The organism is Thermotoga sp. RQ7, from assembly GCF_000832145.1.
GTDB lineage: Bacteria > Thermotogota > Thermotogae > Thermotogales > Thermotogaceae > Thermotoga > Thermotoga neapolitana.
The window spans coordinates 1,773,007-1,795,700 of the sequence record NZ_CP007633.1; the positions used below are offsets into that span (position 1 = coordinate 1,773,007).

Here is a 22,694-nt window from a genome sequence, read left to right on the forward strand (position 1 = left end):
CTTTTGGTCACAGAATTCAAGAAATTTTTCATGAAATTTTTATTTTTGTTTCCAAAAATGATATAATAGGTAACGATATGGTTTATATCGCATACTTCTGTTCGAGGGGGGAAATGTATGCCGGAGAAAAGCCTCTACGAAATGGCAGTCGAACAATTCAACCGTGCCGCATCACTCATGGATCTGGAATCAGACCTTGCAGAGGTTCTCAGAAGACCAAAACGTGTTTTGATCGTTGAATTCCCAGTGAGAATGGATGACGGCCACGTCGAAGTCTTCACCGGATACCGTGTGCAGCACAACGTTGCGAGAGGTCCAGCCAAAGGTGGTATCAGGTACCACCCCGATGTCACACTCGATGAGGTGAAAGCCCTCGCATTCTGGATGACATGGAAGACTGCTGTGATGAATCTGCCTTTCGGTGGAGGGAAGGGAGGAGTCAGGGTAGATCCAAAGAAACTCTCAAGAAACGAGCTTGAAAGACTCTCAAGAAGGTTCTTCTCAGAGATTCAGGTGATAATAGGCCCGTACAACGACATACCTGCACCAGATGTGAACACGAACGCAGACGTGATGGCGTGGTACATGGATACATACAGTATGAACGTGGGTCACACCGTTTTGGGAATTGTAACAGGAAAACCCGTGGAACTGGGAGGATCAAAGGGTCGTGAAGAAGCCACGGGTCGTGGTGTTAAGGTGTGTGCAGGGCTTGCAATGGATGTTCTGGGAATAGATCCAAAGAAAGCAACAGTTGCCGTTCAGGGATTTGGAAACGTGGGTCAGTTCGCCGCTCTTTTGATTTCTCAAGAACTCGGATCGAAAGTCGTTGCGGTGAGCGACAGCAGAGGCGGTATCTACAATCCCGAGGGGTTCGACGTGGAGGAGCTGATCAGATACAAAAAAGAACACGGAACGGTCGTCACATATCCGAAGGGTGAGAGAATAACCAACGAAGAACTTCTGGAACTGGATGTTGACGTTCTCGTCCCTGCAGCTTTGGAAGGTGCCATCCACGCTGGAAATGCGGAAAGAATAAAGGCAAAAGCCGTGGTGGAAGGAGCAAACGGTCCCACAACACCTGAAGCCGACGAAATCCTGAGCAGAAGAGGAATCCTTGTGGTACCAGACATACTCGCCAACGCCGGTGGAGTTACGGTTTCTTACTTCGAATGGGTTCAGGACCTTCAAAGCTTCTTCTGGGATTTGGATCAGGTGAGAAACGCCCTTGAAAAGATGATGAAAGGAGCATTCAACGACGTTATGAAAGTAAAGGAGAAATACAATGTCGATATGAGAACAGCTGCCTACATTCTTGCGATCGATCGAGTTGCGTACGCCACGAAAAAGAGAGGTATCTATCCCTGAAAAAAGCCCCACCTTCCCGGTGGGGCTTTGTATTCATCGAACTTCAACCCACGGATACTCTTTTCTTGCCAGTTCATCCACAGCCTGAAGTAGTGCCACTCCCGCTTCTGTCAACGCGTTTTCTGTGATGAATTTAGATATTCTGGCGAGGTTGACTGTATCATCGAAGGTCTCCGGATCAACACCGAGTTCTTTTTCTACGACTTTCCAGCTCTCCGGGTTTATCCTGATCCTTTTCTCCTTCATCTGAAGTCCGCCGTGCGTTCTTATAGCCTGAAGAAGTCTGATCACAAGGGGTGTCACCGGTGCTTCCACATCATCAGAAACAGCAGAGAGAGCTCTCTTCATGAGCTGACCCGCTTCTGTGAGCCTGACAACGTCTGTGGGCAAAATCTCCACCAGATTCTTCGCTTCGAGACTGTCGAGCGCAATTCTTTCCTCCTCTGAAAGATTCATATCTTCGATGAAAACACCCGCTTTGTACGGAACCTTTCTGAGAACCTTCATTTCTGTGTTCGTTATGAGCGGTCTTCTCTCGGCTTCGACAGAAAGCCTCGCGTAGAGGCGACCAGAAGAAGTGGGAGCAGCATCGCTGACAAGACCTTCTTTTCTTGCCTGTTCATACCATTCCACGTTTGGAGCTGCGAATTCTTTCTTCGTCATAGTGATTGATTTCACACCGACAGCCGTGACACTCCTGAGGTTCTTTCTCTGATCTTCAAGCACTTCTTCACCATAGCTGGTCAACTCGTAAACGAGCGTCCTCCTTGCTCCGTGTCTGTGTTCCCTCGATTTCAAAAGGCCAAAACCTTCAAGGTTGTAGAGTGCAAGCTTCACGGTGAGATCCTTTCTCTTCCACTCCCAGTCCACTGCCTTCTCTATCTGCTTTGGTTCTGGGAAGACATCATCTTCCTTTTCATGCCTCTTCCAGAGCTTGACGATCACTTCCAGGAGCCTCGCTTCGTCCTCCGAGATCTGGAAAGCGGGGGTCATGAGGTAAGGACCCTTTTTGTATATCTTCCACGCAAGGTAGAGATGCTCCGCCAATGGGTGAAGCTCTCCCGTCCAGTCGATGAGGCCTCTTTCGAGAAGTGCGTTTCTTTCAAAATCACTCAACTGATTCCCTTCGTAAGCCTTCGCGACGGTGTCCAGAATGAGTTCGTCGAGAATCAGTTCATCCGTCACAACAAGACCCTTTCTGAGTGCCGCTCTGATCTGCTGTCCTAGTCCTGTGAGGGCGTAAACATCAGACCTTGGAACAGAGAAGGCTATCATCCTCATCGCTTCAAGCTGGAGAAGTTCATCTCCTCCCACAGGAAGCGTGCTGGACTCCCCCGGACCCTCCACCATCTTTCTCAGGTACTCCGCAACTTTCGAGTTCACGACCAGTCTGGGATGTGACGCATGGTAAATCTCATCGAGAGTGTAAGCGTAAGGTGTGAGATTTCCTTCCTTCGCGAACCCTCTCTCTTCAAGCGCTTTAGTGACTTCTCCTCTTACCCTTGACTGAGCTAGCTTGGAGTATCTGATCATGGAAATGACTTCCGAGCCGATCCACCTGAACGAGTCGTCCCATTCCTCCGGGTCTTTCAAAACACCTTCTTTGATCATGTTCGTGAGGAGTTCCCCGAGAATGTTTCCTGAGAACGTCAGATCGTACATCTCAACCCCGACGGGTTTGACCAGGCCGGCAAGTTCAAGGTGCCACAGCGTTTCTCTGTCGAAAGCTTCCCAGTCACTAACACTGAACTCTTCTCCCTTTTCGTAGAGTCTCTTTAGAACCACGGCGTGCCTCTTTGTTATGACCATCCATGCCACCTCCTTTCCATGGTGATGTTGTTAGTTCTATACTATAAATATTTTATCATCTGAGATCGATGAAAGCTGGAAAAGAGGGAAATCCATTCGGACTGGTACTGATACCTATGTAAAAACCTGCAGGCTGAGAGTCCGGTGAAGGGGAAAGATTCAGGAAGGCACCGGCAGTCAGATAGAATTTGAGTTCCTTCGTGTACGTTTCCATGAAAATATGATCATAAAGAACGTTGACTTTCTGAGCCTTGCTTGATAGTTCAAGAGATGTTATACCGATCGTGTTTCCGGTGTTTTTCACAAGGACAAGCCCATCGAAGAGCTCTGCCTGATCTTCAAAGAGTGTATGAGCAAGCGATATATCGTATCTGAAGTTACCCGGATCCGTCAGTTTAAAATCGTACCTTACAGAAAAACTGCTTTCTCTTCCCAGGGCAACCTTCAGTTCGTTGAAAGAGTAAAGACTGTCCAGTGTGAAGAGATCTTCGATATCTTCTGAGCTGAACGTAAGGTAAGTCTTCAGAGAAACTGGAAGGTCAAGAAGATATGTTTTTAACCCAAGGCCAGCTCCCACGTTCTTTGATTTCACGTTTGGAATGACGTCCAGCGTGTTTGAAACACCAAGGCCGATCGAGTCAAAACTCATTCCCAGAACAAGTTCCAGTACAGAAGATGGAGAAAGCATGAACCTTCCGGAGTTTACAGAGAGCCCAAGGCTGTAGATTTCATGTGGATAGACATAACTTCCATAGGCCGTGAAAGTATCCTTCACCATAGAGAGTCCGACGTACTGGCTAAATCCGTCTTTCGAGTTCACGTTCGGGGCGAGAAAGAGCTGAACATCGTTTTCCACACCGGAGAAACCAAGAAGAAAGGAAAAATTGTGAGCCACACCTTCCCCTCTCACTTCCGGAACGTACAGCGGAACGTGCAGAACGGGCCTGAGAAATTTCTTTATCCTGAACAAAGTTTCACTGGAGGTAGTGAAGACAGCTTCTTCTTTTGAAAAGTGAAAGTCTTCTTCGCTTGTTTTCATGGGTTTTATTTTCAGGGCCTTTCTGTACACACCCATTCCACCAGTTTTTCCGTACGGAACGTAGCTGGTGTAGTAGAGAGTATCTCCTTCAACCAGGAAATCACTGAGAAGAGTTTTTTCTGCCAGTGAATACAGCCTTTTTTCCTTCAGATCGTAGTAACACGGTATCGTGTAACCCTCTTCCACCTGAACGAAGATCACACCGTCTTTCCAGAAGCGAACGTACGGTCCCTTCATCTCCGGTGTATCGATCTTTGAAACTTCCCTTCTTGTTTTCCTGTCCAGAACGACGATTCTGTTGTCAAGCGTCAAAAGCACGATGTAATCTTCTGAAACGTCCATGTACCTGACGAACCCATCGAACACGTACTCGAACCGTGGTCCTTTCACTATGCTTTTCATCGACTCTGGGTCGTAGAAAGAAAGATAAACTCTGCCATTTTGAACGGCAAAAGCGCTGATGTTTCCTTTTTCCACGATTCTTCTCTCCGTCACATCCCAGAGAACGTTTTCGTATCGATCGAAAGAACGTTCCTTGCAGAGGGCGTAGATCTTACCATCGTCGTACTTCACATCGATTGTGTTCTCCAGAGGTATCTCCTTCACCTTCTTTCCATCAAGATCGATGAACCTGAGCGATTCCTTCTTCATTCCCGTGTAAGAGGTGAAGGGACCGTACTCTTCACTCAAAACCACGAGGTTGTTTTCGAAGAGGTCAAGTTTGTAAAGCCTTGTGTTCTTTGCCGTGTAGATCAGATCTCCCTGATCGTAGCTGAGATTTGTGAGAGAAAAGATCCAGTCCGTGTAAATCTCGTTCAAACTCTTTCCGAAAACCTTTCTGTAGGCGTCACCACTCATTATCTTTGAAGACTCACGGAAAAACTCCTTCACCTTTTCAAGACCGTATGTTTCCACAAGATACCTGTAAAACCCTCCGGTGAAGTTGTAGTAGAGGAGACTTCCCCGATAGTCGTCTTCTGGTGCGATCTCGCTGTAAGAAGGAGAGGGAAAGTTCGAAAGGGAGTAATAGAACAGCCCATCCGAGTAGAAAGGATTGTTCAGTCTTCCTGAAGAGGAAGAAAAAGAACTCTCGTTGAAGAGAGTTACTCCTTCGATCAGCCCACCGAAGATCTGTGGGTAAAGAGGAATCCCTGTGAGTTCCGTGAGGGTTTTCTCCAGATCACCCTGGTAGGTGAGATGGCACATGTGTGAGAACTCGTGGATCAGAACGTAAGTGTACCAGTCTTCGAGCGGAAGTTGAAAGTGCATCCAGCCTTCTGGTGGCCACAGATAGATCACGATTGTTCTGTGAAAAAACGGCATCGTGTAACCGTTGGAGACGGTGCCTTTGTCTTTGAGAACGATCGTTATCCGTCCAGGATCGTTTCCGACGAGTTCCACAACCTTCGGCCTTATCGTTTCAAAGATTTTTCCAACAAGAACGGCGTTCTCGTAGTATCCCTCTGGATAGACGATATCGGCGTGTTCAAAGTGAAGAACTCCCGCAAAAGATGAGACAACAAGCACAGAAAAAATCAGCAAAAACGTTCTTTTGATCATTTTTGTTCCCCCAGGTGCGCTCACCAGTTCGATTCTAGCACCTTTCTAACCCAGTCTGAAACCAGTCTTTTTAAATCTTTCCCTCCATCGTAATACACAACAAGTTCCATCAGAACCTTTGAACCTGGGCACATTCTCTTTATATCCTCCACGATCCTCTGTTTTCCTCCCCCTCCGTGGCTGATGAACGGCGCGATCTTTTTACCAGAAAGATCATATTGAGAAAGAAATGTGGCAACGGGTGGTGCCACCGTTCCCCACCAGTTCGGTGTCCCAAGAAAAATAAGGTCGTAGCCTTCAAGAGATTCGATCTTTGTCTTCAAGGGAGGTTTGTAGTTTTCCCTTATCTCTTTCTTTGCCTGTTCAACGGTTTCCCTATAGGAGGAAGGGTAGGGCTTTTCAGGGACCAGTTCGATGATGTCCCCACCTGTGAGTTCCTGGATCAATTTTGCTATTTTTCGTGTGTTGCCAGACCAGGTGTAATAAACGATCAGGGGTTTCATTGCAGAACCCTCCTTTGCAGAAAAGTCCCCGCCCAGGCGGGGACGTTTCATTCAGGCAGTTTGAATTCACATATCCACTTCACGAACTGCGGATCTCTGTGAGACACAAACAAACTCTTGCCGGTATCCAGCGAGGAAATCTTTTCCATGTCCTCCTGAGTCAACTCAAAATCGAACACACTGATGTTTTCAATCATTCTCTCCTTTCGAACGGTCTTTGGAATCGTAACGATTCCTCTCTGAATCTGCCATCTCAAAATCACCTGAGCAACCGTTTTGTTGTATTTTTCTGCGATAGATTTGAGCACCTCGTTTTCGAATATGTTGTTTCTTCCTTCGGCAAAGGGTCCCCAGGCTTCGGGCTGAATGCTGTAATTTCTCATAAACTCGATCTCATCTTGCCTTTGATAGAACGGATGTATCTCGATCTGGTTCACCATCGGAACTATCTCGTGATGAACCATCAGGTCCATGAGTCGATCGGGATAGAAATTGCTCACACCTATGGCTCTCACCAGTCCATCCCTGTACAGTTCTTCCAGGGCTCGCCAGGCACAGTGCACATCCCCAAAGGGTTGATGTATGAGATAGAGATCGATGTATTCAAGTTGAAGCCTCTTCAAGGATTTTTCGAAGGCCCTCTTTGCAGACTCATATCCTGCATCCTGTATCCAGAGTTTTGTGGTGATGAAAAGTTCTTCCCGTGTGGTTATTCCCTCTTCTATGGCTCGTTTGATGGCCCTTCCCACTGCCTCTTCGTTCATATAAGCTGCCGCGGTATCGATGAGTCTGTACCCCACCTTGATGGCCTCATACACACATTCTTCGGTCTGTTCCGGAGGTATTTGAAAAACACCGTATCCAAGGATGGGCATTTCAACACCGTTGTTCAGAGTGACCTTTGGAATTTGCATACCATCACCCCCTGTACAGTTCAGATTGCCATCTTCAGTATCTCCACAATGTCTTCCTTACTGAGAGGTGGAACTCCCGGCAGTCTTCCTTCTTCGTCACAGAGCACCTCAAGAGTTTTCTCAGCCCAGTGATAGAGCATGTCCTCTGTGATTTCTCCGATTCCCAACTCGGATAGACGCGTTGGGCATCCAATCGAGCGCAGAAATTCCTCAAACCTGTCGATACCTTCCATAGCAACTTCCAGTTTGTCTCTACCTTCCACGGGCACTCCGAATATGCGTTGTGCAAACTGAACGAAACGATCCGGATTGTACTTTGCTGCAAAGCGCATCCACGCGGGATTGATGACCGCAAGACCAGCTCCATGGGGAACATCATAAAGGCCAGAAATGGTATGCTCTATCTGGTGGACAGGATAAGGAGCGTTAACACCCACCTGCACCCATCCGTTCAGGGCCACAATGGATGCCCACTGAATCTGCGTTCTTGCATTCAAATCCTGTCCGTTTTCAACGGCCCTAGGGCCATACTCAATTGCCGTGAGAATAACTCCCTCTGCAAATCTGTCCTGAATCGGTGTTTCTTCAGTGTTGTTGAGGTAGCTTTCAGTAACATGAGTTATAATATCTGCAACTCCATAGGCGGTGTAATTCTTTGGAACTGTCAGTGTGAGTTCTGGATCAACTACCGCAGCACGAGGGTAAAGAGCTTCTGCTATAACAAAGGTCTTCAGTGGCTCATCCTCATCGTCTATTGTGATGACGGCACCGTTGTTCATCTCCGAACCCGTGGCTGCGAGTGTGGGAACGGTGACAACGGGAAGTGCCTTCTCTGGAAGCCTCGGCATTTTCCCGGATCCAGCTCTCATGAACATGTCTTTTGGGTTTCCTTCATAGAGAACCGTTGCTGCTATGACTTTTGACGCATCCATAACGCTACCACCACCAAGTGCAACCACCACGTCACAGCCGTGTTTTTTTGCAGTTTCTGCACCTTTCAGCACTGTTGTAAACCTTGGGTTTGGTTCTACTCCGGAGAATTCCACCACCTTGACTCCTGCTTTCTCAAGACTTGCCACAGCCCTGTCGAACGTGCCCGTTTTCTTGACGCTCCCTTTGCCTATGACAAGCAGCGCCTTTTTCCCGTACTTGCTGACAACTTCTCCAAGCCTTTCAAGTGAACCTGCACCAAAAATGAGTCTCGTTGGATTGTAATACTCGAATTTCATCATGAACACCACCTCCTCAAATTTCTCCAGTTACACTTCCGTACTCCTCATCCGTGACAGGTCCAAACCACTTCGCTGGACCAAGATGTACCCTGGTACTGATACCAATGTGGACGAACTCTCCATCCGGTGCGGCACCGTGCCAGTGAACCACGTTCGGTGGGATTTCTACCACATCACCCGGCTTGAGAAGGCGTGCGGGTTTTCCCTTTTCCTGATAAAATCCCTTCCCTTTTGTTACAATCAGGATCTGTCCACCCGGATGTGCGTGCCAGTGGGTTCTGGCAGCTGGTTCGAAAACAACGTTGTACACCTGGGTGTCAAAAACTCCATCTTCGTCTGTAACGAGCATCTTCAACCAGACCGTTCCCGTGAAAAAATCGCTCGATGCTTTTGTACCTTTCCCAAATAGATCATCGGACATGGTTTCACCTCCAAAGGTGCTCCTCGAGCCACTCAAAGGCAAGATCTATCCACTTTGCCACGTGGGGATTAATCTGATCGCTCGTTCTGGCAGTTGTTCTGTCTGCAAGGGATAGACCATGCCCACCCTTTTCAAAGACATGGAATTCAAAAGGAACTCCATGCTGGGCAAGAGCCTGAACGTACGTGATCACGCTCTCCACAGGAACATATTCATCGTCGGATGTGGTCCAGATGAACGTGGGCGGAACATTCTTGTCAACGTGGTAGGTAGCAGAGATCTCCTTGAGTGATTCCACAGAGAAACTCTCCGTACCGAGGACCGTGATAGTCGATTTGAAAAACATCTCCGAAGCCGGGCCATCGCTTTTTTTGAAGATCTCGTACATTTTCACATAGTCCACCCCGGGATAGGCGAGGATGACCGCTGATGGTTTCAAGACGTCAGGTGAAACGTTCAGTGTTTCAGAAAGCCATTTTCTGTGCCACATGACACTGTACAGAGAGGCCAGAGCTCCTCCAGCGGAAAAGCCGACAATCACGACCTTCTCAGGATCGGTGTTCCAGTCTTCTGCTCTCTTCCTGATAGTGACAACGGCATTGGCGAGGTCGTAAAGGACATCAGGATATACCTTTTCTGTTCCCATACTGGCTGTGGTGTACCTCAGAACGAACGCATTGTAACCTTTTGAAAGAAACTTCAAAGCCACAGGTTCGGCTTCTCTGTCCGATGTGAAGAGAAAGGCACCACCCGGACAGATCACAACGGCAGATCTTTTCTTCCAGGAAATTTCCTGCGAACTATCCACGATGTAAGCAGTCAACACCACCGGACGGTCTTTTCTCAAATTGACAACTTCAACTTTCATGTCCTTCCCCCCCTCAAACCTGTCCTTGCCCCCACCGTGAAAAAGATCGGTGAGAGGATCAATATGGAAGCCGAAAGGAGTATGGCGTACTTCATCGAACCAGTCAGTGAAACTATGTATCCATTCACAAGGGAAGAAGCAATACCTGAGAAAATGACCGCTCCCACGTAAATGTTGCTTGCCCTTTCAAAGTGCTCTGGTGGAATGAGATCTCCAAATATCGCCCAGAAAGAAGGTGTTGAAAGTCTCCAGAAGAGGATGGAAAGTCCCATCATAACGGCCGTTGAAATGGGACTCGTGGAGAGAGTGGAAAGTATCAGAAGAACTGCTGACGGAAGCAAACCAGCGTACAGGGGAATCAACCTTCCCCGTATTCCCCTCACCCTGTCAGACCACAGACCTGTGAAGATCTCAAGAGTGCTAGACACAACAGCCATGATCCCAAGAACGAGTGCGATGAAACCATAGTCCAGCTGAACTTCGCGAACAAGGAAAGTGGAGAGCCTGAACATCAGGTTCCAGGTGTAAACGGCGGAAAAATGACCGAGGGAAAGCCACAGTACGATGGTGAACACCCGCTTGAAGGTAGTGTGTGTCTTCTTTTGAGAACCGCTCCACTCCGATCTTCTCTGCGTTTTTCCCTCCAGGAAACTGTTCCACAGGATGTACGCAACGGGAACGTAGATAACACCGAGAAGCCCACCGGCAATCATGGAACTCTTCCAGGAACCACCCACAAGAGCAACGACGACATAGCCAAGCGCAAGTCCTATCATCGAACCCGTGTTGTATATGGCAGTTGCGATTCCTCTTTTTCTGGGATCCACGTACATCTCAACCACTCTTGCAGCGAGTGGATAGGCAAAGGGAACCGCAACACTCCCCACTATCCTTACAACGTTCAGGGAGAAAAAGTCTTTCACGAAAGCAACGAGGATGGTGGGAACAGAGAGCATCACCATGATCAGGGCAATGGAGTTCATCGGAGACAGTCCATGAACGAACCTTCCAAAAAACATGGGGGAGAGGGCGGAAACGACCGCCCAGGCACTCATAGCAACCCCCATGACACTCCAGTCCACACCGAACTCCTCGACGATCGATGGCAGAACCGCACCAAACACCGATCCCTGAAGTATTGAAAGACTGGTGAGACCAAGACATATCCCAAGAAGAATCCCTATCCTCTTCACAGAATCCCTCCTCACAGATACGTCATCCTCTCGAGATCCTCAGGATACCTTTCACCTTTTATCTCTATTCTCGAGAGAGCCTCGTTTATCTCCTGAAGTTCCTCCGGGGTCAGTTCAACGAAAGCTCCTCCGATGTTTTCCAGAAGGTGGCTCAGTTTCGTCGTTCCGGGAATGGGAACGATCCATGGTTTTTGAGCGAGCAGCCAGGCGAGTGCGATTTGAGAAGGTGTGGCTCCCTTGCGCTCTGCGATCTTTTTGAGGAGCTCTACGAGTGCAAGATTTTCCTTCAGATTTTCTTTTTGAAAGCGCGGAATCCTGCTTCGAAGATCCATTTCGTCGAACGTGGTGTTTTCGTTTATTGTCCCTGTGAGAAATCCCTTTCCAAGAGGACTGTACGCCACAAAACCGATTCCCAATTCCTCGCAGGTGGGAATTATCTCCTCTTCTGGCTTCCTCCACCACATGGAGTATTCGTACTGAACCACATCGACCGGGCACACCCTGTGAGCCCTTCTTATCGTCTCTGCAGAAGCTTCACACAGTCCAAAGTGTTTCACCTTTCCCTCCTCTATCAGTTCTTTCACAGCCCCTGCCACTTCCTCTATCGGAACGTTTGGATCCACTCTGTGCTGATAAAGGATGTCAATGGCCTCCACCCTGAGTCTCTTCAATGAACCCTCTACGGCTTTCTTAATGTGTTCCGGCCTGCTGTTCAATCCTTTCCAGCCTGGCCTTCCATCCTCGTAGAGATCAAAACCAAACTTCGTCGCTATCACGACTTCACCTTTGAATGGCTCCAGCGCTTCCCCAACGAGTTCTTCGTTCGTGTAAGGACCGTAAACTTCCGCAGTATCGAAGAAGTTGATGCCAAGTTCCACGGCCGTTCTGATGAGTTTGATCATCTCCTTTCTGTCTGGGAGTTTCTTCTGACCAAAACTCATCTTCATGCAACCAAGTCCAATGGCAGAAACCTCAGGACCCCTTTCTCCGAGTTTCCTCCTCGGTATCGCCATAGTATCCCTCCTCGTTCGATTCTCAAGACGAGTATACTTTTCTTCCTTCGTCAAGTGATAGAAGGATATTTTCAAATTTTTGCCTGATTTTCCAGAGTGGAGTAGAATTTTACATGGAAGGAGGATGAGATAACATGGATGAATTTGAATACGTGAGGAAAAAACTCATTGAAAGGATTTTACATCTCACAGAAAAACAGCCCGTGGTGAGCCCCATTCCAGGCTTGACGGTGAGCAGAAGAGAGGCCCCCACAGAGCCAAACAGTTACATGCTTCCACCCGGTATCTGCATCGCCGTTCAGGGTGCAAAGCGTGTTCTTCTTGGTGAGGAATACTACGTTTACGATGTGAACCACTTCCTGCTCACCTCCCTCGATCTTCCTGTCACCGCTCAGGTGATAGAAGCCTCCAGAGAAAAGCCGTACATCGGTCTGGTCTGGGAGATAGACATGGACATCCTCACAGAACTCATCGTTGAAAGCAAATTCCATGTGCGTGAAAATAGACTCTCTCGGGGAATGTCCCTTGGAAGGGTGACCTATCAGATTCTGGATACCTTCAGAAGGATGCTTGACCTTCTCGATGAACCAGAGAGCATGCCCGTTCTTCTTCCTGTGATCAAAAAAGAGATCACATACAGACTCCTCACAAGCGAGCAGGGCCCCAAACTCGTCCAGATGGCAATGTCTGAAAAGACCGACGTGATGAAAGCGGTGAACTATCTGAAAGAACACTTCAACGAAAACGTGAACATGAAAGAACTCGCCGAACTTGTTGGTATGAGCGTGTCATCTTTCTACCAGCACTTCAAAGCCCTCACCGGTATAACACCTCTTCAGTATCAAAAGAAACTTCGACTGTGTGAAGCAAGAAGGCTTCTCATGGCAGGAAGTGATGTCACAACCGCAGCCTACCAGGTGGGTTACGAGAGCCTCTCTCAGTTCAGCAGGGAATACAGAAGGTTCTTCGGTGTCTCACCCTCCCAGGATGCAAGGGAATTCAGGCAGGGGGTATATGAAAGGGTTCTTCATTGATAACCTCAATACCATCCTTGTGTGGTTCAGTTCAGAAATTTGAACCTGTAGAATCCCAGAAAGTATGGATTGATCTCGAGAGGAGCCCAGGATGGATCGTAATTCACAAGTTCCGAATATCTGACAAACCTGAGTTCTCCCTGATTTTCACCGAGTGGTCCTGTGTGATACACAAACCATCCCTCGTGTCTGTGAATGTAAGATAGGCTTTGAGGAGTTTCTCTACAGCCTGTTGTGAGTGAAAACATATAGATTCAGTGGGAGAACCTTCAAATTCCATCAAAATTCTGGCAGTTTTCAAATCAGACTCTGCTTTCTGGATCCAGCGCTTTATAATATCTCTCTTGCTGGTCATAACAATATCCCTTCTTTCATGGCTTCGCTTGATATCGTGTTAACCACAGATTTTTCGCTTTCAAATTCCTGCTCCGACTTTATGATAATATCGAACGAATTCCCTGGAAATTTCCTGTGCAAAGCCCTGTAGATCTTTAGCCAGATATCCCGTTTTTTCACAGGACTGAGTTGTTCTTTCACCACAATGAGAATATCCCAGTCACTTTCCGATGTATGATTCCCTCGCGCTCTTGAACCAAAGAGTATAATTTTGACCAGTGTAAAGTTCTCTTCTCTGAGAGCGCTCTCAATTTCTCTTCTGAGATCATCTTTCATTTTTTCCACACCTTTGTTTTTTTCTCTTCCACTCCTCAAGAGATATTATGAACCTTACTATTTCGACCTTTTCTATTGCCGCGATTTCTTCGGCTGGATTCTGAACGATGTAAAGAGTTGGATTTGTTACCGCATTTGCCACTATCTCCCTTGCACTCATGAGTCTTTTTTCTCTTTTCAGAATGAAATAAGCAGTTTCTTTAAAAGTCTTTTCACCTTTATTTTACTACTTCATACACCCTCATCATATCCTCCGGTGTGATGAGAAAGAGATTTTCGCTTTTCAACTTTAGAAGATTTTCTTCAAAGCCACTTCTGGAAAAAAGAGCGTAGATCTTTCTTCTTTTCGATGTCGTCGTTTCCCTGACTTATGAGAACTTCCCGATGAGATCAACAGGGTTGCCGGATGCTCACACCAGACACAGAATATTCGCTGGTTCGAGACAACGACATAAAAATAGAAAGTGGTTATCTATCTTTAGAAGAACTGAATGCTATTTTCAAAACGTTGCCGTTCGATATTACCTTTGTGGATAAACACGGCAGAGTTCGTTTCTTCTCTGGAGGTCACAGGATCTTCCACAGAGCTCCCACCGTTCTTGGAAGACCGGTCCAGTTCTGTCATCCCCCAAGGAGCGTTCATATCGTGAACAAAATCCTCAAAGCTTTCAAAGAGGGAAGGAAAGAACCTGCGGAGTTCTGGATCAACATGGGTGACAGAAAGATCCACATACGCTATTTCCAGGTCCTGGACAAAGAAGGAAACTATCTGGGAACACTGGAAGTGGTACAGGACATCACGAGGATAAAAGAACTCGAAGGAGAAAAGAGGCTCCTCGATTGGGAAAATTAATATTCGGGAAATCCTGAAACCTTCAGGTTCGGAGGCAAGGTTTGCTTCTGATGCTGTGAGCATAATCCTGTCATTACCTTAAAACCATGTTATGTTATCATTTTCCATAGAGCAAGAATTGTTTGACAAAATCCTGCTACTTTTGAGCAGTTTGGATTCAATAGATTTTCTGTGACTGTGTTGGGGTGGTGAAATGATGGAAATACTACAAATACTATCGGAATTCAAAAAAAGGGTTTCTGAAAAATTCGGTGAGGTAGAAGTTGTTCTATTTGGTTCTTGTGCAAGGGGAAGTACCAGAGAAGAGTCGGACATTGATGTTTTCGTGATACTGGATAGAGATGTCGATATTAAAGTAAAAGAATCCATTTACGATATCGCTTATGAGTTTAACCTCAAATACGACATTGTTCTGGATGTAAGCGTTTATTCAAAGAAGGAGTGGGATAGATACAGGAAGATCCTTCCTTTCATCGTCAACGTTGAAAAAGAAGGTATAATCGTATGAACGAAAAGGAAAAAATCATTGAATATTGGAGAAGAAGAGCAAGAGAATGTCTTGACGACGCGAAACTGCTTTTAAAAAATGAGAGATTACATTCCGCAGTAAACAGAATTTATTATGCTTTATTTTATCAAGTTTCCGCGCTTCTTCTCGCCAAAGGTCTTTCATTTTCCAAACATAGTGGTGTTCTGGCAGCTTTTAACAGAGAGTTTGTAAAAACTGGAAAAGTAAACAAGGAACTGGGAAAGTTCTACAATCGCATGTTTGAGCATAGAAAGACAGGAGACTATGGAGAGCTTGTTGAATTTGAGGAGGAGAACGTGAAAGACTGGATAAGAAAAGCGGAAGGATTCTTGGATGCTATTGAAAAACTAATAGAGGATTTGAAACGAGCATGAAAGAATATGAGGCAAGGCAATTTAAGGTTTGCTACATGAATTCTCCTGAAAAAGCGCAGGAGAACCTGTGCTTTTTTCAATTATTCGTTTTGTAACTCACAGGTCTTCTCTTCGTTGCTCAGTCTAAACGATGAAGTTTATCTTTTCTGATAGTATATAAGTGATCAATTATATAAGAAGGTGATTATATGAAGCTTCACGAGTTGTTCCATATCCTTTCAAACGAAACCAGGCTGAAGATTTTAACTCTTCTTCTGGAGAAAGAGATGTGCGTTTGCCAGATACTGGCAAGTATAGGAACGACTCAGCCGAACATCTCACAGCATCTCCACGTTCTCAAAAACCACGGCATTGTCAAATCTCGCAGAGAAGATTCCTTCGTTTACTATTCGATCGATGAAAGATTCCTCGAAAAATATCCCTTTCTGATCACTATTCTCGAACGTGCGAGAAAGGAATATGGTGTTAAAGCCGTTAACTCCTGCTCTTTACAAAATCTATCAAATAAGGAGTGAGAAACTTGGCGACCTTCATCCTGATCGCTCTGATCTTTGTGGCTTTCTATTTCGTTCCGTTCGGGCATCCGATTGTCGATCAGAGTATTCTGAACGGATTCTACCTGCTTCACGAATACGCACGTGAACACGTTCTTCTGTGTCTTGTTCCGCATTCTTCATCGCCGGAACGAGATCAGTAATGCTCAAAAAGGACGCCGTTTTGAAACTCCTTGGTCCAAACGCAAAAAGGATCATTTCTTATCCTGTCGCTGCGATTTCCGGTGGTATTCTGGCTGTCTGTTCCTGCACCATTCTTCCGCTCTTTGGAGGGATCTACAAAGAAGGTGCGGGTATAGGTCCTGCCACCACTTTCTTGTTTGCCGGACCTGCCATAAACATCGCTGCGATATTTCTGACAGCCCGAGTTCTTGGATGGGATTTGGGACTTGCCCGTCTCATTGCAACGATAACAGCAGCTGTCCTGATAGGCTTGATCATGGAAATGATCTATCAGGAAAGGGGAGAAGGTGGACTCGCGTTCACTTCCGATGACGATCAATACGGCGTAAGAGGAATAATATTTTTCCTGATACAGCTTGGATTTCTGGTAACGAGTTCTCTTGGTATCAACCAGACCCTCAAATATTCCCTGATGACATTGCTCGGAATCTCCGCACTTTTCATGGCTTTGTTTGGTTTCAAAAGAGACACCGTTGAAAACTGGCTGTACGAAACCTGGGACTTCGCAAAGAAAATACTGCCATATCTCTTCATCGGTGTGTTCTTCGCAGGTGTTCTGACCAGACTTCTGCCCCAGCAGGTGGTAACGGCACTTCTTGGAAGCAACAGTTTCTTGTCAAATCTTGTAGCGTCCGTCATAGGAACTCTCATGTACTTTGCCACTCTTACGGAAGTTCCAATAGTTCAGGCTCTGAGAGAACTTGGAATGGCAAAGGGTCCAACCCTTGCTCTTCTCGTGGCCGGTAATTCCCTCAGCCTGCCAAGCATGATCGTTATCACAAAGCTTCTTGGAAAGAAAAAGGCCTTCACTTACTTTGGCCTTGTGGTTGTTTTTCTCCACTCTGTTTGGAATGATATACGGAGTAATTTAAAAGGAGGGATAGCATGGCAAAAAAGGTGGAGATACTAGGAAAAGGGTGTCCGAGGTGCAAACAGACAGAAAAAATCGTGAGAATGCCAATCGAAGAACTGGGAATCGATGCAGTTGTTGAAAAGGTTCAGGACATAAACGAGATTGTCTCAAGAGGTGTCGTGGCAACCCCCGCAGTAGCGGTGGATGGAAAAGTTGTCATCTCCGGTAAAATTCCATCCCTAGATGAAGTCAAAAAGGTCCTTCAGCAGGCTTGAGACAGAACTCTGTTTACGACAAAGCCGCCTGAGAAGGCGGCTTTTTTATCATCGTAACTCATTGAAAGCTTTTTTGAAGAGTTTTCCTCAATCTCTGACATCATTTTAACAGCTCTTACCTCACAAAACAAAAAACTGTGACATCATCTATTAAATTCATTTACAATTATGTTATAATTACTGCACCATATACGGGAGGTGATTTTCATGAGCAGAAAAATGTTACTTGTCCTTCTGTCCTTTCTTGTGGTCCTCGCCGGATGTACAGCGGTTGTAGGCATCATCGCTGAAGAAGGCATAAAACAAAGGCACAGGAATTAATCGATCAGGCAAGAAACATCGTAACGGGTAATGACATCGACTATGTATCCCTGAGAGAGCTCATCCATGTTCCACAATCTGATGTAGACGATTTCGATGTCGAAAATACCGTTTTCGGAACAGGAGAGATCTTGGGTTATGATTTTACATTTCCCTCCACCATCACCAGTTGCAGTTTGGTTTCTGTGAGCGAACTCGAGACCACCAAGGCCATTCCATGGAGTTTGAGCAACAAACCAGATTTTGTGGAAAATGTTTATGCTCTAACGGTAGAGGGAATCACTCAGGACGGAACAAAGACCTTCTTTTCGCTTCCAATGATAGAAGTTTCCGGCGAACTGTACTTCTGGACAATTTATATCTATTCCTATGAACAAAAGGATGTTGTCCCAACACCTGCCACAGAGGTGAGGATGTACCCAACACCTTCCCTTTGAAGAGTCAACTAAAAGACAACGCGACCCAGAAAATCCACCGACGACAGTTCAGAAAGCTAATCGGGATGAATTATCCCGGAAGTGAACACAAGCAAGACGTGTCCCATCTGTGGTGAAAGGAATAAGCCAATCGTAAGAAGATACCACTGCAAAGCCTGTGATTTTGAGTATCACGGGGACGGAGTAGGAGCAATTAACATCTGGAAAAGGTATCCTGGCACAGGCCAGGTAGTAGCGAGCTTGGCCCCCGTCAGAGGTGTGAGGTTCCACCCTCACTTCTGTGGTCATGGAGCATCTTTGACTCCATGGAAGGTGGCCTGAGAGCTGACCAAAAGTCCCATCCTCTCAGGGGATGGAAGGAGGTCGACTTCTTTCAATTCCTTGAATCTGTAAAAGCGCTCGCTGTTAGATACATAGGGACTCTGATCTCCCTTTGAGTTTTTTATCCGTTAATACACAGATTTTCTGAGAGGATATGTGTTTCCAGCTTCTTTATTGCAATCGATTTTTCTACACGTGTGAAAAATTTCATAGATTGTGAAAACTTATTTGTATCTTTCGTAGAACAAATGCTATAATGGTAGGAATTCTGAACTTTGGAGGGATTAATAATGAAAAAACTTGCTGTGGTAGTAGCTATTCTGTTGACATTTTATCTGTGCGTGTTTTCAAACGATAGCGACGCTTTGCGGTATCGCTTAAACACCATTAGCGAACTGAATAAAAGCTATTGAAAGCAATTCAAAACATTGTCGGATACAACGGATTGTTCAAATCAGGAAGCGATTTTTTCTTAGAGACGCTTTATTCAAACGACCCGCTTCTGGCCAGATATCAGAAAGAAAGCCAAGAGGCTATTCGAAAGGTTCAAGAAGCAAGAAGAGAAGGGGCTTCTAATGAAGAGATCTTAAAACTTCAGCTCGCATATCAAGAAGCTCGTTTGCGGGAAAACAAGCAATTTATCGCTTTAATTGAATCTAATTTGTATAACTCCATAGACTACCTTGCATCGGAAACGTTGAAAAATTCTTTGAAGACAGCGAATAAGATAATAGACGATGTTTTGAAGAACTGGAAAGAGATTTTAAAACCGTTACTCGAAGGGGATTTCGGTGGAGTAATAAAAAATGCGATTCTTCAACTGATAGATTCAACGTACAAAATAACGTTTATTGATTACTGCAAAGCAAATTATGGTGCCACTGAAAAAATTGCTCAGTACTGGTGGAAAACGTATTTTGTCGAACCTTTTGAGTCTTCAGAGGAAAAGAAAGTCTTAGACGAGGTTCTCACCAAAGCTTCAGACGAACTAAAAGATAGATTAAAAGACAGGTTGACGGAAAGATTAAAATTGGAGATTGTCAGCAAAGGTAACGCACTGGCCGAAAAAGTGATAGAAGAAACTGCTAAGAAAAGCGCTGAATCGATTTTGAAGAACATTATAGAAACACCATCATTGATTGTAGAGTTGTTCACAAAATACTACAATGTTGTCGATTTTCAGATCACGTTCAACGATATAGCCAGTAATGAGGTTGTGTTTATCAAGCAGATCAGGGAGTTAGTTGGTAACGATGAAAACGAGATAAACAGATGTTACTTCGACAGAGCTTATTTTCTATCAAAAAAGAAAGCCGCAAAGAAAGCTGCTATCAACGATGTCGGGGAGAAGACACAACAGGGATCGACAAAAGGACAAAGAAAATCTGAAGAAGATGTTATTCCTCAAGAAGTCATAGCAAAAGCGGAGGAAATAGTATTGGCAAAGGATCCCTTTCTCAAGGTGAGCGCGGTACAGAACATAGAGACGAGGATTGAAGAGATGAACGATTTGTCTTTAAGGGATGCACTGCCAGATCTTAACAGTGCCAAAAGATTAATCGAGTACACCTTTGGACAGCTTGAAAACAATGAGATAACTCTCGGAGAGTACAACTACGAAATCAATCGAATAGTAAGCGTTTATACGGGTCAATTAAATACCGCTAAAAAGACGATTGCCAACAATCTTGAATCTGAATACCATAAAGGATCGATCAGCCAAAGCGAATATTCGGAGAAGCTCAAACAATTGGATAAAGATGTCGAAGGAAACATTAGACAATTGAACGATTTTGTTTATTTGAAGCATCAGGAGATAGAGAAACAGCGACAGTTGTTCAAGGAAAAGCTATCACAACTGGTCAAAACCCTTGATCAAGGAAGTGAAATGAAACTATTACAGGATAGTTTGTTGGCAAAATTCAATCAGTTTTTGAAACTCTACAAGCAGAAAATAGGACAGGCTGTCTGGTCGTTTGCATTTAGTAGCTTTTCAGAAATGATGGAAGGTTTTACTAATGGAATCGGCAAGGCATTCATGAAGGAACTCAACTCCAAATCACCTTCATTTTTCTTGCTACAGAACGGCGGGTGGATTCTGGAAAACTTGCTGGCGATTTGTCAAGAGGACGAGCGTCTAACCAGAGCTCTGATTGAAAAGGTTGACAAATTATCTGAGGAAATCAAAGCTTTGTATGAGAGCTTCCCTCGGTATTGCTACACAGATGAAGATGGCTTAGTTTCATATTCAAAAAATGCGATGTTGATTGAGGAATTCAAAAGTTCTTTACTACAGAGATTGGAAAAAACACTCGAATGGAAAACTACAATATCTCAATGGGTGTACATGACGGAATTGAAAAACGAAATGACGAAGCGGTATCTTGAGGTCTATTTGGCGTTTCTAAGAGAAAAAGTGAAAATATTCCAGGAAACGTTTCAGGTTGTTGTCGATAGTTTCGACTCTCTAAAATCGAGCTATCTGGAAAAATGGGAAGACAGGATCGAACAAATGGCCTTCACAATAAAAGATATGTGGAAACAGAAGATAACTCCAGATGAGGCCCGGAATGAATTAAAAAGAATCTCCCAAACCACCGAAGCTGTGGATTCAATGTATGAACACTGGATTGAGATGCGCGATATGTTGGAAGTTATGTCCTCAGATCTTTACAGAATAAGCTCAGCTGGTGTAGAAATGTTAAATCTTGAACCATCGAAAGAGTATTCCAGTTATATAAATTCGATGATTGAAGAGAATAAGAGCCTTAAAAAGAGTGCTTCTCAGGTAATAGAAGAGTATGAAAAGGCTTCTCTTCATGACTACTCTCACGATCTGAAGGCTCTAATACTGGATTACTATAGATCGGATGACAACTCATATTTGTGGAAAGGAATCTCCACACAGATAGGAGGAATATCTTTTCTTTTGATACTTGACGATCCAGACATAATGGGAGTTATTGGTGGAGATCTCGAAAAAGCCCTCAACCTTTGCCAAAGATTCGAAAAGTTTATCAAAGACGCTGAAGAACGTGTAAAGGCAACCAATGAAGCAGACAGAGTTCTGAATACTTATCTGGATAAGGTTGAAATCGAAGTAGAATCTATTGAAAAAGCAGGGGGATTCACAACTCTTACGAAGAAAGAAGCTCTTACAGAATTACTTACTGAAGCGGAAAAAAAGGCAATCGAAGCATTCCAAAGTTACGGTTTTGAATGCACCAGCTGGCGTTCATCAAGGTGGTGGGATTTGAAACGCAGGATAGAAAGCATTAGTGTTCCTGAAGAAAAGGTAGGTCAAGCTGTTGAGGGAAATGCAAGCAGTTTTCCTTCGTTTGAAAAGCCAGAGAGGATAATTTTTGGAGATCTTGTATGGCTGAACGTCATGCAGGATGGGTATCCCACCCATAGATTCAGCCTTTCACCTGATGGCAAAAAACTACTAATTGAGCGTCAAACCGGGTTTAGTCTATACAACATAGAGACGAAGACCCTGGAAGAGTTTTCTCTGCCCGAACCTGTAAAAGCGACTCTCTCAAGGGATTACAACTTCGAATGGATATCAGAAGATGAAGTGTACTTCTACGCGTACAATGGTGAAGGCTTTGAAATCGATGAATCTGGTAGCTACAAAGAAAAACCAGTTACAACTATTCAGGGAATGGGTTTTATACTACACAGTTTCAGCCCCTCAGGGGAATATATCCTTGCAAGTAGATTAACTTCAAATGGTGATGCCATTCATGTGTTGAGAGTTAGTGATGCCAAGATAGAGCAAATTGGAACCACATATGACAAAAGTATTTTACAGTGGGTGCCAGGAACAGATTCCGTTTTCTTCAAAGATCAGAACTCAAAAATGAATATCTACGATGTTGAGAGTAAAACACTTAAAACGTATGATGTCACGCTGGAAAACTATGTCTGCGCTCTTTTGCCAGGTGGAAAATGGATTGTTTATGGAAATTCTCTTGAAGTTATTGCTCAAAACCTGAGCACGTCTGAAAAAATCACGCTGTGGAAAGGTAACGAAAGTGAACAGGGAGCAAACGTTCTGAGTGGAATATATCCCTTGCGTGGAAATATTGTTTTGCTTTTATGGATGCATCACACTGAGCCATTTGATTATGGAGTGCAGATTTGTGAAATTGAATAAGACAAACTAATATTGTTGTGCAAAGAATTCTTGGATTTGAAGAGGATGATGTGGAAGACTGGATAAGAAAAGATGAGAAATTGAAATGAACAGGAACATGAAAAGTATGGAGCAAGGCAATTTAAGGTTTGCTACATGAATTCTCCTGAAAAAGCGCAGGTTCTCCTGCTACAGGATACGAGTCAGGAATCATATTCCATTGAGGGGGG

General features: G+C 45.0%; 19 protein-coding genes and 4 pseudogenes. 11 read left to right on the plus strand and 12 right to left on the minus strand.

The genetic code is table 11. The features are described from left to right. Positions 1-117: 117 nt before the first annotated feature. Positions 118-1,368 carry a glutamate dehydrogenase gene (gdhA, locus tag TRQ7_RS09085; protein WP_012311345.1) on the plus strand — a complete coding sequence of 417 codons (1,251 nt, stop codon included), beginning with the start codon at positions 118-120 and terminating at the stop codon, positions 1,366-1,368. A 33-nt stretch (positions 1,369-1,401) separates the two neighbouring features. On the opposite strand, the gene TRQ7_RS09090 is transcribed toward gdhA, so the two are convergent. The 9 genes from TRQ7_RS09090 to TRQ7_RS09130 are packed head-to-tail and all read right to left on the minus strand — an operon-like array spanning position 1,402 to position 11,920. Then, complete coding sequence (locus TRQ7_RS09090; protein WP_041844495.1) at positions 1,402-3,177, minus strand: DUF505 domain-containing protein; 1,776 nt, start codon at positions 3,175-3,177, stop codon at positions 1,402-1,404. A 55-nt stretch (positions 3,178-3,232) separates the two neighbouring features. Continuing rightward, positions 3,233-5,776: a hypothetical protein gene (locus tag TRQ7_RS09095; protein ID WP_041844496.1), complete on the minus strand. Its 2,544-nt coding sequence runs from the start codon at positions 5,774-5,776 to the stop codon at positions 3,233-3,235. A gap of 20 nt (positions 5,777-5,796) precedes the next feature. Then, positions 5,797-6,279 carry a flavodoxin gene (locus TRQ7_RS09100; RefSeq protein ID WP_041844497.1) on the minus strand — a complete coding sequence of 161 codons (483 nt, stop codon included), beginning with the start codon at positions 6,277-6,279 and terminating at the stop codon, positions 5,797-5,799. A gap of 47 nt (positions 6,280-6,326) precedes the next feature. Then, on the minus strand, positions 6,327-7,193 hold the full coding sequence (locus tag TRQ7_RS09105) for an aldo/keto reductase (protein ID WP_041844498.1): 867 nt from the start codon (positions 7,191-7,193) through the stop codon (positions 6,327-6,329). Positions 7,194-7,213: 20 nt separating this feature from the next. After that, the gene (locus tag TRQ7_RS09110) at positions 7,214-8,425 is read right to left on the minus strand and encodes an iron-containing alcohol dehydrogenase (RefSeq protein ID WP_041844499.1); all 1,212 of its coding nucleotides are present in this window, start codon (positions 8,423-8,425) and stop codon (positions 7,214-7,216) included. 13 nt (positions 8,426-8,438) lie between these two features. After that, positions 8,439-8,846 (minus strand): cupin domain-containing protein, encoded by a 408-nt coding sequence (locus TRQ7_RS09115; protein WP_041844500.1) that lies wholly within the window; start codon positions 8,844-8,846, stop codon positions 8,439-8,441. A 4-nt stretch (positions 8,847-8,850) separates the two neighbouring features. After that, positions 8,851-9,714, minus strand: coding sequence for an alpha/beta hydrolase (locus TRQ7_RS09120; protein WP_041844501.1), 864 nt, complete (start codon positions 9,712-9,714; stop codon positions 8,851-8,853). Then, positions 9,711-10,907, minus strand: a complete 1,197-nt coding sequence (locus TRQ7_RS09125) for an MFS transporter (RefSeq protein WP_041844502.1) — start codon at positions 10,905-10,907, stop codon at positions 9,711-9,713. The genes TRQ7_RS09120 and TRQ7_RS09125 overlap by 4 nt, the downstream gene beginning before the upstream one ends. A gap of 11 nt (positions 10,908-10,918) precedes the next feature. Then, positions 10,919-11,920: an aldo/keto reductase gene (locus TRQ7_RS09130; protein WP_041844503.1), complete on the minus strand. Its 1,002-nt coding sequence runs from the start codon at positions 11,918-11,920 to the stop codon at positions 10,919-10,921. A gap of 134 nt (positions 11,921-12,054) precedes the next feature. Here TRQ7_RS09130 and TRQ7_RS09135 point away from each other — a divergent pair, with 134 nt between their 5' ends. Further along, positions 12,055-12,954 carry an AraC family transcriptional regulator gene (locus TRQ7_RS09135; protein WP_041844504.1) on the plus strand — a complete coding sequence of 300 codons (900 nt, stop codon included), beginning with the start codon at positions 12,055-12,057 and terminating at the stop codon, positions 12,952-12,954. A gap of 26 nt (positions 12,955-12,980) precedes the next feature. Here the strand turns inward: TRQ7_RS09135 and TRQ7_RS09575 are convergent. From TRQ7_RS09575 to TRQ7_RS09735, 3 genes and pseudogenes are all read right to left on the minus strand, one after another. Beyond that, positions 12,981-13,142, minus strand: a pseudogene (locus TRQ7_RS09575) (DUF1175 family protein); the annotation flags it as partial. 163 nt (positions 13,143-13,305) lie between these two features. Next, positions 13,306-13,626: a nucleotidyltransferase domain-containing protein gene (locus tag TRQ7_RS09140; RefSeq protein WP_052472234.1), complete on the minus strand. Its 321-nt coding sequence runs from the start codon at positions 13,624-13,626 to the stop codon at positions 13,306-13,308. Next, positions 13,616-13,786 carry a hypothetical protein gene (locus TRQ7_RS09735; protein WP_168098985.1) on the minus strand — a complete coding sequence of 57 codons (171 nt, stop codon included), beginning with the start codon at positions 13,784-13,786 and terminating at the stop codon, positions 13,616-13,618. The genes TRQ7_RS09140 and TRQ7_RS09735 overlap by 11 nt, the downstream gene beginning before the upstream one ends. Before the next feature lie 194 nt (positions 13,787-13,980). Here TRQ7_RS09735 and TRQ7_RS09145 point away from each other — a divergent pair. The 9 genes and pseudogenes from TRQ7_RS09145 to TRQ7_RS09180 all read left to right on the plus strand — a co-directional run. After that, a pseudogene (locus tag TRQ7_RS09145) lies at positions 13,981-14,479 on the plus strand (PAS domain-containing protein); the annotation flags it as partial. 193 nt (positions 14,480-14,672) lie between these two features. Continuing rightward, complete coding sequence (locus TRQ7_RS09150; protein ID WP_015920033.1) at positions 14,673-14,987, plus strand: nucleotidyltransferase domain-containing protein; 315 nt, start codon at positions 14,673-14,675, stop codon at positions 14,985-14,987. Further along, the gene (locus tag TRQ7_RS09155; RefSeq protein ID WP_004080552.1) at positions 14,984-15,382 is read left to right on the plus strand and encodes a HEPN domain-containing protein; all 399 of its coding nucleotides are present in this window, start codon (positions 14,984-14,986) and stop codon (positions 15,380-15,382) included. Before TRQ7_RS09150 ends, TRQ7_RS09155 begins: the two co-directional genes overlap by 4 nt. 188 nt (positions 15,383-15,570) lie before the next feature. Beyond that, the gene (locus tag TRQ7_RS09160; protein WP_004080556.1) at positions 15,571-15,897 is read left to right on the plus strand and encodes a metalloregulator ArsR/SmtB family transcription factor; all 327 of its coding nucleotides are present in this window, start codon (positions 15,571-15,573) and stop codon (positions 15,895-15,897) included. A gap of 5 nt (positions 15,898-15,902) precedes the next feature. Continuing rightward, positions 15,903-16,991 (plus strand): annotated as a pseudogene (locus TRQ7_RS09165) (permease). Positions 16,992-17,004: 13 nt separating this feature from the next. Next, on the plus strand, positions 17,005-17,247 hold the full coding sequence (locus tag TRQ7_RS09170) for a thioredoxin family protein (protein WP_041844505.1): 243 nt from the start codon (positions 17,005-17,007) through the stop codon (positions 17,245-17,247). Between the two features lie 506 nt (positions 17,248-17,753). Further along, positions 17,754-18,005 (plus strand): hypothetical protein, encoded by a 252-nt coding sequence (locus TRQ7_RS09175; protein WP_227738390.1) that lies wholly within the window; start codon positions 17,754-17,756, stop codon positions 18,003-18,005. A gap of 14 nt (positions 18,006-18,019) precedes the next feature. Next, positions 18,020-18,326: pseudogene (locus tag TRQ7_RS09585) on the plus strand (zinc ribbon domain-containing protein); the annotation flags it as partial. Between the two features lie 409 nt (positions 18,327-18,735). Continuing rightward, a complete protein-coding gene (locus TRQ7_RS09180; protein WP_236681705.1) occupies positions 18,736-22,485 on the plus strand; it encodes a hypothetical protein in 3,750 nt (1,249 codons plus the stop codon). The last annotated feature ends 209 nt before the right edge of the window (positions 22,486-22,694 follow it).